Genomic DNA, 21,753 nt, shown 5'->3' with positions numbered 1-21,753 from the left:
AAGTCTATTTATAATAATTTCTAAACCAAACCTTCTGCCATTCTCTCTTTAGAATCAAGAAAGCAACTTGTTCGGCCAGAATAACCAAATCTGATCCGTCAAGTTGTTTGATTTCGTTTTCGGGAACGTCAATGATGTAGAGAAGATTTAAGTATTCAGCAAATTTGTACTGAATCATTCGGTAAACTTTTTCATGAAGCTGAATCTTTAATTCGTCTGGCGAAATGCTTAACGGAAAATCGATTCCTTCATTGGCCAGATTAAAATCTTTATTAATCTGCTCAATAAGATTCAAATATAAAGTCTCTGCCTGCGCTTGCTCTAATAATGATTCGGTATTTACTGGTGCTACAAACATGTGATTTTAGATTTTTGATTGCTGATTGTAGATTTTTTTCTGAATACTAATTTCTGAAAACGGAACACTAAACTTTGCGTCCCATTAAGTTTTCTCCAAAAGTCCTCAAAACGTTTTTCTTTTCATCGCTGATTTCCATTTTTTCCAATGTTTCAAAAGCTTTAAAAGTATACATTTCAATTGCTTCCTGTGTTGCTTTTGATGCTCCAGATTCGTTAAAAATTGCTTTGGCAGTTTCTATTTTTTCTACATTATCTTCTAGCTGAAGCGTAAACAATTTTTCTAATTCTGAAGCTTTTTCGTTAGAAGAAAATTCTAAGGCTTTTAGATATAAATACGTTTTTTTATTTTCAATAATATCTCCTCCAACTTGTTTTCCAAAAGTTTCAGGATCTCCAAAAGCATCCAAATAATCATCTTGAAGCTGGAAAGCCAATCCTAAATTCAATCCGAAATCATAAATTAAATCGGCTTCTTTCTCAGAAGTTTTAGATACAATTGCGCCCATTTTCATGGCAGCTGCAACCAAAACAGCTGTTTTGTATTCAATCATTTTAAGATATTGCGGAATCGTAACATCTTTACGAGTTTCAAAATCTACATCCCACTGCTGTCCTTCGCAAACTTCAAGCGCTGTTTTGCTGAATAATTTGGCTAGATTTCTAAAAACAGTTGGTTCATATTGTTCAAAATATTGATAAGCCAAAATAAGCATGGCATCTCCAGAAAGAATCCCAGTGTTTAAATCCCATTTTTCATGCACCGTAACTTGTCCTCTTCTCAACGGCGCGTCATCCATAATGTCATCATGAACCAGCGAAAAGTTATGAAAAACTTCAACCGCCATTGCTGCCGGAAGCGCAATCGAATAATCAGTGTCAAAGACCTCTGCAGCCATTAAAGTTAAAACAGGACGAATGCGTTTTCCGCCAAGACCTAAAATATATTCTATAGGCTCGTAAAGGTTTTTAGGCTCTTTATGTATGTTTTGGCTTTGAAGATAATTGATGAAAAAATCTTGGTACTGACTTATATCGTGCATAATGAATTCTGATTTCGAAGCTCAAAGATACAATTCAAATATGAATTTCAATTATTGAAATGATTAAAAGCTTCTTAAAGAATTGGAAAGGGGTCTTAATTATTCTCATTTCTAAGATGTTAAAATTTTTTATAAAAAACTTGGAAACTTTTTTGGTATTTAGAGTTTCCTGTCTATATTTGCAGCACTATAATGGAAACTGACAACACTGTAAAAGTTTCCATAAGAGTTTGAATGATTTATAAATTCAATTAAATCAAGTATTTATGAAAACAAAATGGACCTTAGATTCTAGTCAGTCAGATGTTTTATTAGAAATGAGAAGATCGAGAACTGCTTATATGGGTGGAAACACAAATAAATTTGATGGTTATGTAAACATAGAAGATAATGAGATTGAAGATGCTTCGGTTGAATTCTCTTTGGATATCAATAACAAAAATGAAAGTTTCCAATCTATAGATGCTTATTTACAGCTTCAAGACTTTTTTGAAGAAGATGAGCATCCAATTATTAGCTTTAAATCGACTTCATTTCAAAAAGTAAATCAGAATATCAATTTCTTCAAAGGAGATTTAACCATAAAAGATATTACAAGAGTAGTTGAATTGGATGCTGAATTTTTGGGAGAAAATATTTATAACGGAGAAAAGAAAGTAGCTTTTGAAATTAAAGGAAATATCAAACGAGAAGACTTTGGTTTAGATTTTAGCTCTTTTAATCATTCTTCTGGCGCCGCTTTGGGAAAAGACATCAAACTTATAGCAAATTTAGAATTTAGCATATAAATCTTACTAAAAGAATAAATTAATGTAAAATTATTACAAAAATATCGGAAACTATTTTTTTGATTTTAGTTTCCAAAGTATATTTGTAAGGCAATTCGAGAATTTAAAATGAAAGAGAAGATTATATCAAAAGCAAGCGAGTTATTTTTAAAGCTTGGTTTTAAGAGTGTTACAATGGATGATATTGCAGGAGAAATGTGTATTTCTAAAAAAACGATTTACAAATATTTCTGCAACAAAGAAGTTTTGATTGAGGAAAGCACATCATTAGTTCATGGCCAAGTGCACGAAATCATGGACACGATTATAGCAAAGAATTATAACGCTATTCATGAGAATTTTGAGATTAGAGAAATGTTTCGTGATATGTTTAAAAACAACATTGACACTTCGCCAATCTATCAGTTGAAAAAACACTATCCAGAGATTTATCAGAACATTTTGTCTTTTGAAATTGATCAGTGTACGCAACTTTTTAGAGAAAATATCGAAAAAGGAATTCGTGAAGGACTATATAGAAGTGATTTAAATGTAGAGGTATATGTTAAGTTTTATTACACTCTAGTTTTTCATATAAACGAAAATACGGTTTCTGAAAGTGAAGCGCAAAGAATAGAGTTGGAGGCCTTGGAGTATCATACTCGTGCAATGGCAACCGAAAAAGGAGTAGAGGAATTAGAAAAGCAATTAAAAAAAATAAATAATTAATTATCCAAATTGTCGTCATTTATTCTGGGAGAGTTGTAAAAGATGAAATGACGATGCCATCTCAAATTTTTAAAATAAATAGTAACTACTTATGAAAAGAATCTTTCTTATAGTTTTGTGTACACTAGGCATAACTGCTGGCGCACAAGTCAAAACCTTAACCTTGAAAGAGGCTGTTACATATGCACTTGAAAATAAAGCCGATGCTAAGAAGGCAAAACTTCAGGTCGAAAACAGCGAATATAAAATTCAAGAAATACGCTCGAGAGCATTACCGCAAATAACTGCAAATGGTAACTTAACCTATAACCCTATCATTCAAACAACAGTTATTGATGGTGCGGGATTTGGACAGCCAGGAACGACAATTCAAGCTGCTTTTGGTCAGAAATGGACATCAACAGCTGGGGTTTCTTTAACTCAGGCAATATTTGATCAGGCAGTTTTTACAGGTTTAAGAGCAGCACAGTCTACGCGTGAATTTTATCAAATTAATAGTCAATTGACAGACGAACAAGTTATTGAAAGAGTTGCAAATAACTACTATTCTGTTTATGTACAGCGTGAAAGACTGATATTGTTAGACAGTAACTATGTAAATACTCAAAAGGTTCGTGATATTGTGCAAGGACAATTTGATAATGGTTTGGCTAAAAAAATAGATTTAGACCGTATTATTGTAAAAATGTCTAACATTGACACAGAGCGTCAACAAGTTAAAAATCAAATTGAACTTCAGGAAAATGCATTGAAATTCTACATGGGTATGCCTATCGAATCTCAATTTGTGATGCCTAAAGAAGAATTTGAAGTGGTTCCAACGTCTTTAACAGAAGAGCCAAATGTTGAAAACAGAACTGAATACCTGCTTTTAAAGAAACAAGAAGAGCTTTTAGTATTTAATAAAAAGGCAATTCAGGCAGAATATTATCCTACTCTTTCATTGACAGCTGGATATAACTATATAGGTCAAGGTCCAGAATTTCCTTGGTTTGCAAAACCATCATCTGGAGTATACTGGTCAGATTTCTCTGGAATCGGATTAAATTTGAGAGTGCCGATTTTTACAGGTTTTGGAACTCGTTCTAGAGTAAGACAAGCTGATGTTGAAATCAGATCTCTTCAAGAAGATATCAAAGACACTAAACTTTCTTTGGATTTAGATTATAGAAATGCAATGACGCAGATCAATAATAACCTTGTAACTATTGAAAACCAAAGAGAAAATATGCGTTTAGCGCTTGATATTTTATCAAATACCAAAAACAATTACCTTCAAGGTTTAGCATCTTTAACCGATTTGTTAGACGCACAAAATGCATCGCTTGAAGCTCAAAATAACTTTACAAGAGCAGTTTTAAATTATAAAATTGCCGAAATATCTCTAATCAAATCGAAAGGCGAACTAAAATCTCTTACTAAATAACAAATTATTACAATGAAGAAAATAATTATAACAATCGTAATCATAGTCGTGGCTATTGTCGGGATTAACTACATTCTAAATAAGAACAAAACAGAAAACGAAGCGAAAACTGCAATTGTAGCAGAAAAAAATGCAGCCGTTTCTGTAAAAGTAGCTACAGTAAAAACAGAAGATGTTAACTTAGGTTTTACTGCAAACGGAAACTTTGCACCGATTCAGGAATTGACTTTTTCTGCTGAAAAATCTGGAAAAGTAATTAGTGTTTTAGTTAAAGAAGGCGACTACGTAAGAGTAGGACAAACTCTTTTAACAGTAAGAGGCGATGTTATCAATGTAAATGCTCAAGCAGCAGAAGCAGCATATCAAAATGCAAAATCTGATTATGCTAGATATGAAAATGCTTTCAAAACAGGTGGTGTTACAAAACAACAATTAGATCAAGCAAAATTGGCTTTGACTAATGCGCAATCTAGCTATACTCAAGCTAAAATTAATGTTGGAGACACAAGAGTAAAAGCTCCTATTAACGGATACATCAATAAAAAATATATCGAGCCAGGTTCTATTTTAGCTGGAATGCCTGCAACTGCTTTATTTGATATTGTAAATGTTTCTAAATTAAAATTGACTGTTACAGTAAACGAAACGCAAGTTGCTAGTTTAAAATTAGGGCAGACTGTAGATATTACAGCAAGTGTTTATCCTGATAAATCTTTTAGCGGAAAAATTACTTTCATCGCTGCAAAAGCAGATGCATCTTTAAATTTCCCTGTTGAAATTGAAATTACAAACAATGCAAACAATGACCTAAAAGCGGGTATGTACGGAACTGCAAACTTTGGTGCTAAAAACCAAAAACAAAACTTGAAAGTTGTTCCTAGAAATGCTTTTGTTGGAAGTGTGAGCAGCAACGAAATCTTTGTTGTAGAAAACAATGTTGCTAAATTGAAAAAAGTTGTAGCTGGAAGAATTTTAGGAGATAAAGTTGAAATCATTAATGGTTTAAATGACGGAGAAGTAGTAATTGTTACAGGTCAGATCAACTTACAAGACGGAAATACAGTAGAAATTATTAAATAATTATACCGCTTTAAGCCTTAAGCCATAAACTTTAAGCCTTTAATAAAAGCCTAAAGCCTACAGCATATAGCCTAAAGCCAAAAATAAGATATATGAAATTAGCCGAAATATCCATAAAACGTCCGTCGTTGGTAATTGTATTGTTTACAATTCTGACTCTTGGTGGATTGTTCAGCTACAGCCAATTAGGCTACGAGCTGATCCCAAAATTCGAAACCAACGTTATTACGGTTTCAACTGTATATCCTGGAGCTTCTCCAAGTGAGGTTGAAAATACAGTGACAAAGAAAATTGAAGATGCGATTGCGTCTCTGGAAAATATCAAGAAAATTGATTCTAAATCTTATGAATCTCTTTCTGTAGTATCGATTACATTGACATCAAATGCAAACGTTGATATTTCGATGAACGATGCGCAGCGTAAAATTAATGCTATTTTAAGTGATCTTCCAGACGATGCAGATCCACCGTCATTGACTAAATTCTCTTTGAGCGATTTACCAATTATGACGCTTGGTGCGAATGGAAAAATGGACGAAGCAGCGTTTTACGATTTGATCGATAAAAAGATTGCTCCAGTTTTATCTCGTGTACAAGGGGTTGCTCAGGTAAACATTATTGGTGGTCAAGAGCGTGAGATTCAAGTAAACCTTGACGCAGTAAAAATGCAAGGTTACGGACTTTCAGTTCCTCAGGTGCAGCAGACTATCTTAACTTCGAATCTGGATTTCCCAACGGGTAACATTCAAACTCGTAACCAAAAAATATTAATTCGTTTAGCGGGTAAATATAAAAATGTTGATGAATTAAGAAACTTAGTAGTTTCTTCACAAGACGGAATTCAAGTTCGTTTAGGAGATATTGCTGATGTTCAGGATACACAAAAAATCGCGGAGAAAATTGCGCGTGTAGATCAAAAAAGTGCGATTGTACTTCAAATTGTAAAACAATCAGATGCAAATGCCGTTGCGGTAAGTGAGCAATTGATTAAGACAATTAAGACTTTAGAGAACGATTATAAATCGGCTCAATTGAAATTGGAAGTAGCAAAAGACAGTACAGTCTTTACTCTTGAAGCAGCAGATTCTGTTGTACACGATTTGTTAATTGCGGTTATTCTGGTAGCTTTCGTAATGTTGTTCTTCTTGCACAGTATTAGAAACTCATTGATCGTAATGGTGTCTATTCCAGCATCTTTGATTGCGACATTTATCGGAATTTATTTGTTAGGTTACACACTTAACTTAATGTCTTTACTTGGTTTATCTCTTGTTGTTGGTATTCTTGTGGATGACGCGATTGTGGTATTGGAGAATATTTATCGACACATGGAGATGGGTAAAAGCCGAATCCGTGCAGCTTATGACGGAACTGCCGAAATTGGTGCAACAGTAACTTCGATTACATTAGTAATTGTGGTAGTGTTCTTGCCAATTGCAATGAGTACAGGATTAGTATCGAACATTATTACACAATTCTGTGTTACGGTAATTATCTCTACGATGTTTTCATTATTGGCTTCGTTTACCATTATTCCGTGGTTGTCTTCTCGTTTTGGAAAACTAGAACATATTGAAGGTAAAAACATTTTCGGAAGAATCATTTTAGGATTTGAAAGCTACTTAACTCGTTTTACTAACTGGGTATCTAACTTGTTAAACTGGTGTTTGGATCACTATATTAAAACAATGGGAGTTATTCTGGTATTGTTTTTTGGTACGATCTTCTGGTTAATGGGAGGTGGATATATTGGAGGAGAGTTCTTCGCATCATCTGATAGTGGTGAGTTCTTGGTTCAAATTGAGATGCCAAAAGATGCTTCATTAGAGCAAACTAACTTTATGACGCAAAAAGCAGAAGCTTTCTTAAAAGGAGAGAAATATGTTTTCAGCCAAATTACAACTGTAGGACAAACCAGTGAAGGTTTAGGAGCTGCTCAGGCAACTGCTTACAAAGCTGAGATTGACGTTAAAATGATTGATCAAAAAGATCGTACAGATGATGCCAATGTTTATGCTGCAAAAGTAAAACGTAAATTAGAAAAAGTTTTAGTTGGTGCAAAAGTTAAAACGGTTCCAGTAGGTATTTTAGGTACTGCTGAGGATGCAACTTTAGGTTTGATTGTAACAGGTCCAAACGTAGAAAGCGCGATGAAATTTGCAAAAATGGCTGAAGCTGAATTACGTACTATTCCTGGAACAACGGAGATTAAATTAACAGTTGAGGATGGAAACCCTGAGATCAATGTTCAAGTTGATAGAGATAAAATGGCCGCTTTAGGATTAACACTTCAAACGGTTGGTTTAACTATGCAAACAGCTTATAGTGGTAATACAGACGGTAAATTTAGAGCTGGTGAATACGAATATGACATCAATATCAAATACAACGAATTTGATAGAAAAAATATCACAGACGTTAGTAACTTGATTTTTATCAACAATGCAGGTCAGCAGATTAAATTAAATCAATTCGCAACAATTACTGAAGGTTCTGGACCAAGTAAATTAGAGCGTAGAGATAAAACGGCTTCTGTAACTGTACAAGGTCAGAACGTTGGGGTGCCAGCAGGAACAATTGTACAGCAATGGCAAGCAAAACTGGATAAATTGCAAAAACCAACTGGAGTTAACTACATCTGGGGTGGTGACCAAGAGAATCAATCTGAAGGATTTGGTACTTTAGGAATTGCATTATTAGCCGCTATTATCTTGGTTTACCTTGTAATGGTTGGATTATATGATAGTTTCGTTCACCCGTTTGTCGTATTATTTGCTATTCCGCTTTCGTTCATTGGAGTTTTATTCGCTTTAGCGTTAACAAACAACACTTTAAATATCTTTACGATCTTAGGGGTAATCATGTTGATTGGTCTGGTGTGTAAGAATGCGATCATGCTTGTCGATTATACCAATCAGCGAAGAGCAGCTGGAGAATCAATTAGAAATGCCCTAATCCAAGCAAACCACGCTCGTTTACGTCCGATTTTGATGACAACAATTGCGATGGTTTTTGGTATGTTCCCAATTGCATTAGCATCTGGAGCAGGAGCAGAGTGGAAAAACGGATTAGCATGGGTAATCATTGGAGGTTTGATTTCATCATTATTCCTTACTTTGATTGTTGTGCCAGTTATCTACGACATTATGGAGAAAATTATCCGTAAGTTCTCTAAAGGAGAAAAAATCGATTACGAAGCTGAAATGCATGCCGATTATGAGCATACAGAATTAAGTGAAGACGGTTTTAATCCGAAACATACTCATTAATAGTTTTGATTTTCAATAGAAATTCCAAAGTCCGAAATTGGAATTTCCCCATTAAAATCCCAAGTTCCTTTAAATTGGAATTTGGGATTTTTTTATTGATTCTTTAAAATTATTTCACGCAGATTTTACAGATTTTGGCAGATTAAATTAAAAGAAATCTGCATGTATCTGCTCAAATCTTTAGTAGATCTGCGTGAAAAAAAATAGCACTTTACATTGGAATTTGGAATTTGAACTTTGGAATTTGAACTTTGAGATTTGGAATTTTCCTATTCTTAATTGAAAAATATGTTTATTTGCATCACCTTACTAAAATAATTATGCTACAAAAAGATAAATCTGCAGCAATTGGTTTTATTTTCATAACCATGTTAATAGACATTACAGGATGGGGAATTATTATTCCTGTAATACCAAAACTAATCGAAGAATTGATTCATGGAGACATCAGCGAAGCGGCAAAAATTGGTGGCTGGTTAACTTTCGCGTATGCGATAACTCAGTTTGTATTTGCTCCTGTAATTGGAAATTTAAGTGATAAATTCGGAAGAAGACCAATCATCTTAATTTCCCTTTTCGGATTTTCTTTAGATTATATTTTACTGGCGTTCTCGCCAACCATTATCTGGCTCTTTATCGGAAGGATTATTGCTGGAGTCACTGGCGCAAGTATTACAACCGCTTCGGCTTATATTGCGGATGTCAGCACTCCTGAAAATAGAGCTAAGAATTTTGGATTAGTAGGTGCTGCTTTCGGACTAGGATTCATAATCGGACCAGTTATTGGAGGGCTTTTAGGCCAATACGGATCACGAGTTCCTTTTTATGCCGCAGCCATTTTATGTATGGTAAACTTTCTTTATGGATTTTTTATTTTACCAGAATCACTTAAAAAAGAGAATCGTAGACCTTTTGATTGGAAACGTGCCAATCCAATTGGAGCTATTTTAGGTTTGAGAAAATATCCAACTTTAATTGGTTTAATTGCCGCAATATTTTTGTTGTATGTAGGTTCGCATGCCGTACAAAGCAATTGGAGTTTCTTCACCATTTACCAGTTTAATTGGGACGAAAGAATGATCGGAATCTCATTAGGAATAATTGGTCTCTTGGTAGGAGTTGTGCAAGGAGGATTGGTTAGATACATCAATCCGAAGATTGGAAACGAGAAAAGTATTTACATCGGTTTAGCTTTATATACAATCGGAATGCTGTTGTTTGCTTTTGCAACAGAAAGCTGGATGATGTTTGTATTTTTAATTCCGTATTGCCTTGGCGGAATTGCTGGACCAGCACTTCAGTCTGTTGTTGCAAGTAAAGTTGAGCCAAGCGAGCAAGGAGAAATTCAAGGAACTTTAACCAGTTTAATGAGTGCTTCTTCTATTATTGGTCCGCCAATGATGGCCAATACATTTTACTTTTTTACGCACGATGATGCACCGTTTAAATTTGCAGGAGCTCCTTTTATTTTAGGAGGAGTTTTAATGTTACTAAGTACAGTTGTTGCTTATTTTTCGTTGAAAAAACATGCTGTTCCACAAACAGAAAAGGAACAATAAAAGGTATATTTTTAAAGTAAAAAAGCCTTCATATTTAAATTATGAAGGCTTTTTTATGTGTGGTGAAGTTTTATTCTTTAATAAATTTCACAGCTTTTTCTTTTCCGTCAGACTTTATATTTAAAATGTACAGACCAGAAGCAAGATGAGATAAATCTATTTGAGCTTCTGTACTATTTAATTTTTTTGCAAAAACAGATTGTCCCGAAACAGAGAAAATTTGAATGTCTTCAATAACTGATCTGTTTTTGACTGATAAAATATGTTTTACAGGATTTGGGTAAAACTGAAAACTGGTCAAGTCAAAATCTGGATTAGAAAGCGAACCATTTAGTTTGGCTGTTACAGCAAGACGTTCCTTACTTTCAATTCCGTTTATAGTTTGAGAAGCATAATAAGTTACACCATCAACCAAAACCGTAGACAATGGTAAAGAAGGTTCTATGGCAACTTTACTTGTTTTTCCGGTTGGAGAAGTTCCTGGTCTACTGTACCATTTAATGTTTTGACCATTAATAACAAGATCACCTAAAGTTTGCCCAGATTTAAACTCTAAAACCATTTCTTTTTTACCATCTATTAAAGGCGCTGGCGGATTAACCGTTATGTATAGCATGGTGTAACAGCCATTTTCATCGATAACATAAATTTCATGATTTCCAAAACTTACATTTGTAAAGACATTATTAGCCACACGTTCGAAAGGATCTAAAGAATAAAGATATTTTCCAGTTCCTCCAACTGCATTTACAGTTATGGTCTGATTTTCAATATTTACACTTACAATTATTGGATCAGGCTCACTTATATGTATTATTGATGATCTTATACTGCAGTTTACGGCATCAATAACATCAACAGTGTAATCTCCCACTCCTAGATATTTAAAAATATTAGACGATTGCGGGTCTGTTAGTTGAGTTCCAATGGCGTTTCTAAGTTGGAATTTGTAGGGAAAAACACCGCCAGTTGCATTTGCTTCAATTGATCCGTCTGCTGCTGATGTACAGGATACATTTTTGGCTGTTAAATCAAGAGATATTGGGTTATATTGTTTTATAAGAATGTTTTGTGTAAATGTACAGTTTGCATCATCTTTTGTTGTTATGGAATAAGCGCCTGGTTCTAAGTTATTTAAAGTAAAGTTAGATGTTTGATTAGTTATATAAGGAGCACCATTTATAGAATACTGGTATGGCAGTTTTCCGCCTTCGGTAACAATTTTAATTGAACCTTTGTTATTACAAGTAGTATTGGTTATCGCAGCCATTGAAGATAAAGTAGATTTATATTGATTGACTGTAACGTTTGTTGAAGCAATACATCCAACTTGATCTTTTATGTATACAGTATGAGTTCCCGCTTTTAATTCGCTTGATACATTTGAGGCGGAGTAATTTTTTCCATCAAAAGAATAAGTATAAAAAGATGCCCCTCCAGTTCCTGTGATTGTAACAAGATCTTTATCGCCACAACTAACACCTTCTGTAACAGTTGCATTTGCAATCAATGGAGTATAGCTACCTACTTGTATGTGTAAAGGATTATTGAGAGGTGCACAATTTTTACTGTCTCTAATCAGAACTGTATAGTTTCCAGGATCTAAATAGAAGAAACTTGTTGGCTTGTAAGTTTCTCCATAATCAAGAGAATAATAATAAGTGGTATTGCCTCCTGGCCCCACTATCATAATTTGTGATTTTGGTTGATCACAAGTTATTGCAGTTGTGAGATATTGAACTTCAAAAGACGGATAGAAACTTAACTCAAAATAGTTAATGCTAATAGTGCCATTATTATTTATTCTGGCATATATAGTGCGAGGATTATAAGAAGAATACCTGACAGGATCAGGTATTGCATTTACATTATTATTAGCATCTTCCAGACTTAGATGATAGCTGACGGTTGTCTGCAATGGATTTAAATTTCCAATTAGTTCCGCACTTTTAGTAGTCAAATCAAATAAAGGATAATTTTGGCAGGTTTCAAGTTTGCTAATCTGAGCAAAAATTAAAGTAGGCAATAAAAAAAGAAAACAGAGTAGAGTTTTTTTCATACAGATATATTTGTTAAAATAGCTCAACAAATATATCAAAAAAAGGGATTGTCTTATTTTAAATACAAATAATGGTTAAAATAGTCAATAATTGCTTTTCCTTGCAATAAAACATCGGCACCGATAATACCGTGAACAGGTTTTGCTTTGTACGATTCTAATGCTTCGTTTACATGTGAAAGATCAAAAATGACAATGCTAAAATCTTTACTTTTCCAGCTGCCCAATTGCAGTTTATTTTGAGATGAAATCTGTGTTGCCATTCCGGTTCCTCCAGCTCCAGAAGCTTTTGTTTTAGAATTTTTTGCAGCAAGTTCAAAACGTTCAATAGACTCAAAACCTACGCAAGTATTTGATGCGCCTGTATCTAAAATAAAATTTCCAGAATAGCCATTAATTTTAGCTTTAATTAGCAAATGCTGTGTTTTGGTTATTTTAAACTTTATTTTTTTGTACTTCTCTATTTTGAGAATTTCGTGAAGATTTTCCATTCCTAGTATTGATTGAAACTCAAAAATAAAGCAATTAAACCCAAAAAACTAATGATATGCAAAAGATATAATTGGAAGGCTTGTTGGAGTTTCAAAATATACGTAAGGTTTGTTTCCTATTTTTATCCTTTTAAATTTTTAAAGCTTTTTTTAAGTTTTTTTTTGATTATATGCAGTTGATTATAATGTGGTTACCTTTTGTTTTTTAAGATTTTTAGGATTCTTTTTTTTAAATTAGCTATAAAATGCTTTTTTATGGATCTAAATACAATTCATCCGGATCAAAAATATATCGACGGACTTGCTGCAAATGACTCGGTAGTAATTGAAATGATATATAAAAAGTTTGCGCCCAAAGTGGTCCAGTTTATAACCAATAATTCTGGAGACAAAGATCAAGCGCAGGATGTGGTTCACGAAATCATGGTTTTGCTTTTTAATCAGGCGAAAGCGAGAAAACTTCACTTAACATGTCCATTTGATGCCTATTTTTTCTTGCTTTGTAAAAGACGATGGCTAAACGAACTCAAAAATTCTGCCCATAAAGATGTAACAATTTATGAAAACGTGGTATCTGTTAATGAATCTGCTCACGAATTGATTGCTCAAACAGAAAAATTTGAAGAAGAACAAAAGCGTTACGGAAACGAAAATAAACAGGAAATAGAAGAGGATAGAGTTGCTTTTGAAGGAAACCTGACTAAAATTTCAGATAAATATTTCAATAAAAAGAAACATAAAACAGCGTCGCTTAAACCTTGGTATTTTGCCGTAGCAATTTCTATAATTGTAATGTTCGGATTGTTTTTCTTTGATTATAGACATTATCCTAATTTTGAAGATTATAACCATCCAGAAAGTGCCTATTTTACAGAAAGAGGCGTTTCTGAAGCCATTTTAAAACAAGCAGAAAATAATTTTAACGGAAAAAGATATGAAACCGCGATTCCGATTTTTGAAAGTATTTTGAAGGAAAACAATTCAGATGAAATAAAATATTTTTATGCTGTTTCATTGTTGCAGGTAAGCAAATACGTAAAAGCAGAAACCATTTTTAAAGAATTGGAAGCCGGAAATTCTGTTTACAAAGAAAAAGCAAAGTGGAATCTGGCTTTATCTAAGCTAAAACAAGGAAAATATAACGAATGCAAAGCCATTTTACAGACCATTTCGCAAGACTATGAAGGCTATGATGATGTAGAACAATTACTTGAAGAATTGGAGTAAAATTAAATTATTAAGAAAAATTTTATCTCTTTACGGGAAACCTCAATCGAATTTGGAATTTTAGTTCTAAATTCGATTTTCTTTTTTAACGAATAGCCCAAAATCAATTTAACCTAACCATTAAAACCAAAATGAAAAAAGTTATCCTGTTGTTTCTTTTTATTTGTTCGCAAACCATTTTTAGTTTCAATAAAATTACCGATACTGAAAAATTAGCTGCGACTTGTAAAGTATGGGGTTTCTTAAAATATTATCATCCCAAAGTGGCTAATGGAGAATTGAATTGGGATAATCAGCTTTTGGAGAAATTGCCATTAATAGAAAAAGCACAAACTAAAGAAGAGTTGTCTTTAATCTTAGAAAATTGGATCGATGATCTTGGACCAGTAAAAGAAATTGCTCCAATTATTACTCCAAAAGAGGTTAAACTTTTTGATAAGAACTTCGATTTAAGCTGGTTCAATGACAAATTGTTTTCTAAAAGGCTCTCAAAAAAATTAAAATTTATCGAAGAAAATAGATTTCAAAGTAATGAAGAATTTGGACCAAGTTTTGACGGTTTTAAAAACTTAAAAAACTATTTTAATCTTGATTACACTAATAAAAATTCAAAGCTTTTAATGTTTTATGCGTATTGGAATGTGGTAGAATATTATTTTCCATACAAATACATAATGGATCAGAAATGGGATAAAACTTTAAATGAGTTATTGCCTTCTGTTGTTGAATCCAAAACACCAGAAGATTTTTATAAAGTATTGAGAAAAGCCGCTGCAAAACTCAATGATACTCATGTCCAGTTTCATATTTACCCGTCTGAAACAGCAAAAAAGAGTTTTTATTATTTTCCAGCAACAGGTAAAGTAATAGATGAAAAATTAGTAATTACCGAGATTTTGGGAGATAGTCTTGCAGAGGTCGACAATATTAAAATTGGAACTGTAATTACTAAAATAAACGATAAGAGCATTAGAGAAATTATTGAAGAGAAAAGAGATATTGTTTCTGCTTCAAACGAGGTTGCTTTTCTGGATAAAGTTCTGCGCACAATTTTAGTGAGCGAATCTGAAAAGGTAAATGTAGAATTCCTTAAAGATGGAAAATACGAAACAAAGTCAATGACTTGGTTTAACTATCACGATTCGCATCGAAATGAGTATAAAAAAGGAGCACAGATAAAGAAAGATAAATTTAAACTTTTGGACAATAATATTGGTTACGTAAACATGGGAGTTATTAAACCCAAAAATGTTCCTAATATGATTGACGCTCTGAAATCGACAAAAGCTATAGTTTTTGATATGAGAAATTATCCAAATGGAACTTTTGGAGGAATTGGTAATTTTTTGAATTCTGAAGAAAAAGAATTTTGCCTTTATACCTATCCATATTCAAATTATCCAGGAAAGTATACTTGGGAAGAAGGAAGAAAAGTGGGATTTGAAAATAAAGACCATTACAAAGGAAAAGTTGTTGTATTGCTTAATGAAGATTCTATAAGCCAGTCAGAATGGACGGCGATGTGTTTTCAAACAGCAGGAAATACCACAATTATTGGAAGTCAGACTGCCGGAGCAGACGGAAATGTTTTTGAATTTGATTTTAGTGGTTATCATACTAATTTCTCTGGTATTGGCGTTTACTACCCAGACGGAAGAGAAACCCAACGTATAGGAATTGTTCCCGATATTGAGATAAAACCAACAATTTTAGGTATTCAACAAGGCAAAGATGAAGTTTTGGAACGGGCTTTGCTATATATAGAAACGGGAAAATAAAACCTCGTTTGTCATACTGAAGAACGAGGGGTCACACTAGCTGATCGAGAGAAAAAATGGGGGTTTTCTTTTCGACGCTTCTTGTGAGGCCCTTTGTTCTTCAGAATAACAAAAATTAGGTGATTATTATTCTGACCTTTGTTAAAGCTTCAAGCTTTGACAAAGGTTTTTTTATTTTCAGGCATTTATAAAAAAGAAAAAATCTGTGTTTATCTGTGTTTTCACGAAAGTGAAATCCGTTTTATCCGTGTCCGATTTACGAAATTGCTATTCTTTTAATATTGTCGTAATTTTGGCGCTTTAAAATTATAGTCTTGAATTCAACACCCATTATTACCGATACCCACACGCATTTATATTCTGAAGAATTTGATCAGGATCGTGACGCAATGATTCAGCGCGCAATTGATGCCGGAATTACCCGTTTTTTTATTCCCGCAATTGATGCTGCCGCTACACAGTCTATGTACGATTTGGAGAAAAACTATCCCGAAAATGTATTTCTAATGATGGGTTTGCATCCTACTTACGTGAAAGATAATTATCGGGAAGAATTAGCGCATGTTGAAGCAGAATTATCTAAAAGAAAATTCTATGCTGTTGGAGAAATCGGCATCGATTTGTATTGGGATAAAACCCATTTAAAAGAACAGCAAATCGCTTTTAAAAGACAAATTCAGTTAGCAAAACAATATAAATTACCTATTGTAATTCATTGCAGAGAAGCTTTTGATGAAATCTTTGAAGTGTTGGAAGAAGAAAAATCTGAAGATTTATTTGGGATTTTTCATTGTTTTTCCGGAACTTTAGAACAAGCAGAACGTGCGATTTCCTACAAAATGAAATTAGGAATTGGCGGCGTTGTTACTTTTAAGAACGGAAAAATCGATCAGTTTTTAAATCAAATAGATTTGAAACACATCGTTTTGGAGACAGATTCTCCATATTTAGCACCAATTCCGTTTAGAGGAAAAAGAAACGAAAGCAGTTATTTGGTCAACGTTATTGCTAAATTAAGCGATGTATATGGAGTTTCTACAGAAGAAATTGCAGCAGTTACAACCCAGAATTCCAAAGACGTTTTTGGGATTTAACCTGTACCTTACAAAACTTTAATTTTTTTTTTGTTCTTTTGCCCACTTAAACCCAAATAAATAATGCAGAGATTTGATGCCATTCGACCGTTTTATGATTCCGAAATAAATGAAGCACTTCATGGTGTAGTAAATCATCCTATGATGAAAACCATGATGAACTTTACTTTTCCGGACGTAGAAGATGAGGTTTGGAAGGAACAATTAAAGAAAACACATTCTATTCGTGATTTTCAATGCAACTTTATTTACAACACAATCCAGAAAGTTTTAGAAAAAAGCTCTGAAGGTCTTACAACTTCAGGTTTTGAAAAACTGGAACCTAATACTTCTTATCTGTTTATCTCGAATCATAGAGACATTCTTTTGGATACAACATTATTAAATGTTTGTTTATTCGAACATGGTTTAGTAATGACTGCTTCGGCAATTGGAGATAATTTAGTAAAGAAAGCGTTCTTGGCAACTTTAGCAAAATTAAATAGAAACTTTTTAGTTTTAAGAGGATTAACGCCTCGTGAAATGCTGCAAAGTTCAAAGCTGTTGTCTGAATATATGGGACAATTACTGCTTCGCGAAAATCGTTCGGTTTGGATTGCCCAAAGAGAAGGAAGAACAAAAGATGGAAATGACGAAACCAATCCAGGAGTTTTAAAAATGATTGGAATGGGTTCTGACGAAGAAAACTTAATGGATTATTTTAAGAAATTAAAAATTGTTCCAGTTTCTATTTCTTATGAATACGATCCGACTGATGTTTTGAAAATGCCGCAATTAATGGCAGAAGCAAATAACGAAGTTTACGTAAAAGACAAAAACGAAGATTTCATGACCATTTTGAGTGGTATCATGGGAACTAAAAAAAGAATACATATTTCTGTTGGCGATGTTCTGGATACAGAAATCGATCAGATTGTGGCTGAAAACGATAATGCAAACAAGCAAGTTCAAGCTTTGGCACAAACGATTGATGATGTTATTTTGAAAAATTACCAATTATGGCCAACAAACTTTATTGCTTACGATATTTTAAACGAAACAGACAAGTTTGCTCACAAGTATAAAGAAAGCGAAAAACAGCTTTTTGAGCGTCGTTTAGAAATGAGAATCGGAAGCGATAATCCTGTGACAAGACAAGGATTCTTGGCTATGTATGCTAACCCTGTTGTCAATAAATTGAAATACCAAGATGTCATCTAAAGCAAAAATATTATTGGTTTATACCGGAGGAACTATCGGTATGAGCAAAGATTTTGAAACGGGAGCGCTTAAAGCCTTCAATTTTGGTAAATTAATTCAGAAAATTCCAGAAATTAAACAATTGGACTGCGAAATCGAATCAATTTCGTTTGAACATCCAATTGATTCTTCTAATATGAATCCCGAAATGTGGACAAGAATTGCCACCATTATCGAGGAAAATTACAATACTTACGACGGATTTGTAGTGCTTCACGGCTCAGATACCATGTCGTATTCGGCTTCGGCATTAAGCTTTATGCTCGAGAATTTGGCCAAACCAGTTGTGTTTACAGGTTCGCAATTGCCAATTGGTGATTTGCGTACTGATGCAAAAGAAAATTTGATTACAGCGATTCAGATTGCTTCTCTTCAAGAAAACGGGAAACCAGTTATTACAGAAGTATGTTTGTATTTTGAATACAAATTATACCGCGGAAATAGAACTTCTAAAGTAAACGCAGAACATTTTAGAGCTTTTACGGCGCCAAATTATCCTGAATTAGTAGAATCTGGTGTTCATTTAAAATTAAACAAGCATTTATTTCTTCCAATAAATAAAGATGCAAAGCTGATCGTTCATAAAAATTTGGATAATCACGTTGCAATCATTAAAATGTTCCCAGGAATGAGCGAAATTGTTCTAGCTTCAATCCTTGCAACTCAAGGTTTAAGAGGAATTATTTTAGAAACTTACGGTTCAGGAAATGCTCCAACAGAAGATTGGTTTTTAAACCTAATAGAAAAAGCAATCAAATCTGGAATGCATATCGTAAATGTAACACAATGCTCGGGCGGAAGTGTAAACATGGGACAATACGAAACCAGTACAGCTTTAAAATCGCTTGGAGTGATCTCAGGAAAAGACATCACGACAGAAGCGGCAATTACTAAATTGATGTATTTGCTTGGTCATAATATTCCTCAAAACGAGTTTAAAGATATTTTTGAAACCGCACTTCGCGGGGAGATATCTTAAAGTAAAATTCCAATATTTTTTAAAGGAAATATCAAGTTTTAAATTCCAAATTCCAATCATTTACGATAAAGAGCTTTGTCAAAGTTTTAAACTTTGACAAAGCTGACCAAAGTAGTTTATTAATTCTCTAACGTTTGGAAAAATTGGAATTTGGAATTTCTTTTTTGGAATTTAAAACTTAAAACTTGGAATTTCGATACTCAACCGGACAAGTTTCCAAATCTTCGATTGCTTTATGTTTTTTGTAATACAAATAAACAATTACAGAAATAAGACAGATAATTCCCTGAACAGCGACTGTAGCTCTTACACCTAAAAAGTGAGAAACATATCCAATAATTAAACTTCCCACAGGAATCATTCCTTGATAAGCCATCATGTAGTAGCTAATGCTTCTTGAGCGCATATTGACAGTACTATGAGTCTGAATGTAAATGTTGATAGAAGAAGTTTGTCCCATCATTCCAATTCCGCTTAAAGTCATACAGATCAATGCAATTGTAATACTGCTTGAAAGGGCTAGAATAATTACGCTAAAACCAAGAAGTAAACTTGCCGAGATCATCAATTTGTTCATGTTTTCAGCAGATTTTAGATTGGCCAAATAAATTGCAGACAAAACAGACCCAATTCCGGCAGCGCTTTCAAACCAGCTGAAAGTTTCGGCATTTCCGTTAAAAATATCTTTGGCGAAAACCGGCATCAAAGTATTAAAAGAAATGACGAATAAACTGCTGCAGGTAAGCATTAAAAGCATTCTGGCCATTTCGGTTTCTTTTTTTACATAATCTAAACCTTCTACTAAATCATCTAGCATATTCAGCTTATTTTCGGCTTTAATATGCGGTGTGATTTTCATCAGCATTAGCGAAATCAAGACAGGAACATAACTCACGAAATTTCCAATAAAACAGATATCTTCTCCATATTGATGCAAGATAATTCCAGCAAGAGCAGGACCTGCAATACGAGCAAAATTATTCATGGTAGAGTTTAGCGCTACAGCATTCGGGAGATCTTCTTTATTGTCTACAATATCAATCATCATGGTTTGACGGCACGTCATATCAAAAGCATTGATAATTCCCTGAATAAGACTTAGCGCAAGTATAAAATTGATATTGTAAATTTTAAGATAAATAAGCAGAGCCAAAGCTCCAGCTTGAAGCATTGCCAAAGATTGCAATACCATCATCGCTCGATGTCTGTCATAACGCCCAATAATGCTTCCTGCTAAAGGTGCCAGAAACAAAGACGGAATCATACTTAAGAAAGTTGCCAAACCTAATAAAAAAACAGATCCTGTAATGCTGTAAACCATCCAGCTTACTGCTGTTTTTTGCAACCAGGTTCCGATAACGGATACCGATTGACCGTAGAAAAATAATTTGAAATTTTTTGATTTTAAGGCTTTAAACATAACTCTAAATATTTAATACAAAGGTCGGGATTATGATAGCATTAGAAAAATTAATAATTTTACTGATAATAAGTAGTAAAACTTATCAATATGGAAATTTATCAACTGCAATATTTTATCAAAACAGCTGAGGTTTTGCACTTTACCAAAGCGGCAGAATTGTGTTTTGTAACGCAATCGGGACTTTCGCAACAAATTAAAAAACTCGAAGAAGAACTTGGTTTGCCTTTGTTTAAGCGTATCGGCAAAAAAGTGCAATTGACAGAAGCAGGTTCGGTTTTTTTAATTCATGCTAAAAAAGTAGTAGAGAATGTAGAAAACGGAAAACAGGCCATTGAGGATTTAAACGAAATGATTGGCGGCGAATTACGTATTGGCGTGACGTATATTTTTGGATTATTGATCTTGCCTGTGGTTAATGCATTTGCTAAAAAATACCAAAATCTCAAAATTATTGTCGAATATGGAACTACCGAGGTTTTAGAACAGAAGTTAATTGACAACGAATTGGATTTGGTATTCGTTATTTCGTCACACGAAATTGAAATGCCGATTCAGAAAGTGCCATTATTTACTTCAAATATGGTTATGGTGGTTTCTAAAAATCATGCTTTAGCCAATTTGGACAAAATTGCTTTTAAGAAAATAGAGGATATTCCGCTGATATTGCCAGGGAAAGGATCCAATTCGCGAGAATATGTCGAAGAATTGTTTAAAAAGTTTAATATGAAACCTAAAATTTCGATAGAGCTCCAGTCTATTCACGCATTATTGCAAATGGTCGAAAATAGCGATTGGGCCACAATTGTTGCCGAAATGGCTCTAAAAGATTGGGATAGCCTACAAGCAATTCAAATTACAGGAGTTTCTACAAAGAGAGATTCCTACATGTTGACAATGGGAGGTTACCAGAAAAAAGCCGTAAAACTATTTATGGAAGAATTTAAAAAAAGCATTTAAAAGGAACTTGGATTTTACCTTTGTAAAGTCAGTTTTTTTTGTGTTATTTGCAGACCAAATTAGAAAGGTGTCCGAGTGGTTTAAGGAGCTAGCCTGGAAAGCTAGTATATGGGTAACTGTATCGAGGGTTCGAATCCCTTCCTTTCTGCGAGTTTTTAATTAAAAATAATACCAAACCTCGAAATGTATATTTCGAGGTTTTTTTATTAACTTTCTAGAATTGCGCAATGTACATTTAGATTAACTAGAATAGGATTAATTGGTAGTACAATTGTT

Annotated in this window: 17 protein-coding genes and 1 tRNA gene; 13 read left to right on the top strand and 5 right to left on the bottom strand. The window is 33.6% G+C overall.

The features are described 5' to 3' along the window. Positions 1–4: 4 nt before the first annotated feature. Together AC3Y25_RS02100 and AC3Y25_RS02095 are read right to left on the bottom strand one after the other, a co-directional pair. On the bottom strand, positions 5–358 hold the full coding sequence (locus AC3Y25_RS02100) for a hypothetical protein (RefSeq protein WP_250834455.1): 354 nt from the start codon (positions 356–358) through the stop codon (positions 5–7). Positions 359–425: 67 nt separating this feature from the next. Further along, positions 426–1,400, bottom strand: a complete 975-nt coding sequence (locus tag AC3Y25_RS02095; protein WP_489901579.1) for a polyprenyl synthetase family protein — start codon at positions 1,398–1,400, stop codon at positions 426–428. Between the two features lie 266 nt (positions 1,401–1,666). On the opposite strand from AC3Y25_RS02095, the gene AC3Y25_RS02090 reads away from it, so the two are divergent. From AC3Y25_RS02090 to AC3Y25_RS02065, 6 genes are all read left to right on the top strand, one after another. Then, complete coding sequence (locus AC3Y25_RS02090; protein ID WP_250834453.1) at positions 1,667–2,188, top strand: YceI family protein; 522 nt, start codon at positions 1,667–1,669, stop codon at positions 2,186–2,188. A 108-nt stretch (positions 2,189–2,296) separates the two neighbouring features. Further along, on the top strand, positions 2,297–2,896 hold the full coding sequence (locus AC3Y25_RS02085; protein ID WP_427871670.1) for a TetR/AcrR family transcriptional regulator: 600 nt from the start codon (positions 2,297–2,299) through the stop codon (positions 2,894–2,896). Between the two features lie 91 nt (positions 2,897–2,987). Next, the gene (locus AC3Y25_RS02080; RefSeq protein WP_489901578.1) at positions 2,988–4,322 is read left to right on the top strand and encodes a TolC family protein; all 1,335 of its coding nucleotides are present in this window, start codon (positions 2,988–2,990) and stop codon (positions 4,320–4,322) included. A 12-nt stretch (positions 4,323–4,334) separates the two neighbouring features. Further along, a complete protein-coding gene (locus AC3Y25_RS02075; protein WP_250834450.1) occupies positions 4,335–5,402 on the top strand; it encodes an efflux RND transporter periplasmic adaptor subunit in 1,068 nt (355 codons plus the stop codon). A 92-nt stretch (positions 5,403–5,494) separates the two neighbouring features. Next, positions 5,495–8,671 (top strand): efflux RND transporter permease subunit, encoded by a 3,177-nt coding sequence (locus tag AC3Y25_RS02070; protein WP_379794917.1) that lies wholly within the window; start codon positions 5,495–5,497, stop codon positions 8,669–8,671. A 320-nt stretch (positions 8,672–8,991) separates the two neighbouring features. Then, positions 8,992–10,230, top strand: coding sequence for a TCR/Tet family MFS transporter (locus AC3Y25_RS02065; protein WP_250834448.1), 1,239 nt, complete (start codon positions 8,992–8,994; stop codon positions 10,228–10,230). Positions 10,231–10,300: 70 nt separating this feature from the next. Here AC3Y25_RS02065 and AC3Y25_RS02060 read toward each other — a convergent pair whose 3' ends face one another. Then, positions 10,301–12,289, bottom strand: coding sequence for a T9SS type A sorting domain-containing protein (locus tag AC3Y25_RS02060; RefSeq protein ID WP_489901577.1), 1,989 nt, complete (start codon positions 12,287–12,289; stop codon positions 10,301–10,303). 53 nt (positions 12,290–12,342) lie between these two features. Next, positions 12,343–12,780, bottom strand: a complete 438-nt coding sequence (locus AC3Y25_RS02055; protein ID WP_095929782.1) for a retropepsin-like aspartic protease — start codon at positions 12,778–12,780, stop codon at positions 12,343–12,345. Between the two features lie 255 nt (positions 12,781–13,035). Here AC3Y25_RS02055 and AC3Y25_RS02050 point away from each other — a divergent pair, with 255 nt between their 5' ends. The 5 genes from AC3Y25_RS02050 (at position 13,036) to AC3Y25_RS02030 (ending at position 19,097) form a co-directional block, all read left to right on the top strand. Beyond that, positions 13,036–14,007: a CDC27 family protein gene (locus AC3Y25_RS02050; protein WP_427871678.1), complete on the top strand. Its 972-nt coding sequence runs from the start codon at positions 13,036–13,038 to the stop codon at positions 14,005–14,007. A 131-nt stretch (positions 14,008–14,138) separates the two neighbouring features. Beyond that, positions 14,139–15,785 (top strand): S41 family peptidase, encoded by a 1,647-nt coding sequence (locus AC3Y25_RS02045; RefSeq protein ID WP_489901576.1) that lies wholly within the window; start codon positions 14,139–14,141, stop codon positions 15,783–15,785. A gap of 314 nt (positions 15,786–16,099) precedes the next feature. Beyond that, entirely contained in the window at positions 16,100–16,879 is a 780-nt protein-coding gene (locus AC3Y25_RS02040) for a TatD family hydrolase (RefSeq protein ID WP_489901575.1), read from the top strand. 63 nt (positions 16,880–16,942) lie between these two features. Beyond that, positions 16,943–18,079, top strand: a complete 1,137-nt coding sequence (locus tag AC3Y25_RS02035) for a 1-acyl-sn-glycerol-3-phosphate acyltransferase (RefSeq protein WP_095929678.1) — start codon at positions 16,943–16,945, stop codon at positions 18,077–18,079. After that, entirely contained in the window at positions 18,069–19,097 is a 1,029-nt protein-coding gene (locus tag AC3Y25_RS02030; protein WP_489901574.1) for an asparaginase, read from the top strand. The genes AC3Y25_RS02035 and AC3Y25_RS02030 overlap by 11 nt, the downstream gene beginning before the upstream one ends. Before the next feature lie 178 nt (positions 19,098–19,275). On the opposite strand, the gene AC3Y25_RS02025 is transcribed toward AC3Y25_RS02030, so the two are convergent. Next, a complete protein-coding gene (locus AC3Y25_RS02025; protein ID WP_489901573.1) occupies positions 19,276–20,517 on the bottom strand; it encodes an MFS transporter in 1,242 nt (413 codons plus the stop codon). Positions 20,518–20,607: 90 nt separating this feature from the next. Between AC3Y25_RS02025 and AC3Y25_RS02020 the strand changes: the two genes are divergently transcribed. Both AC3Y25_RS02020 and AC3Y25_RS02015 read left to right on the top strand, forming a co-directional pair. Then, the gene (locus AC3Y25_RS02020; protein ID WP_095929681.1) at positions 20,608–21,477 is read left to right on the top strand and encodes a LysR substrate-binding domain-containing protein; all 870 of its coding nucleotides are present in this window, start codon (positions 20,608–20,610) and stop codon (positions 21,475–21,477) included. A 61-nt stretch (positions 21,478–21,538) separates the two neighbouring features. After that, positions 21,539–21,625 (top strand) — tRNA-Ser (locus AC3Y25_RS02015). The last annotated feature ends 128 nt before the right edge of the window (positions 21,626–21,753 follow it).

The sequence above is a fragment of the Flavobacterium sp. LK-23 genome, from assembly GCF_058135255.1.
Note: the sequence above shows the minus strand (reverse complement) of the source record. Positions and strands in the feature narration are given on the sequence as shown.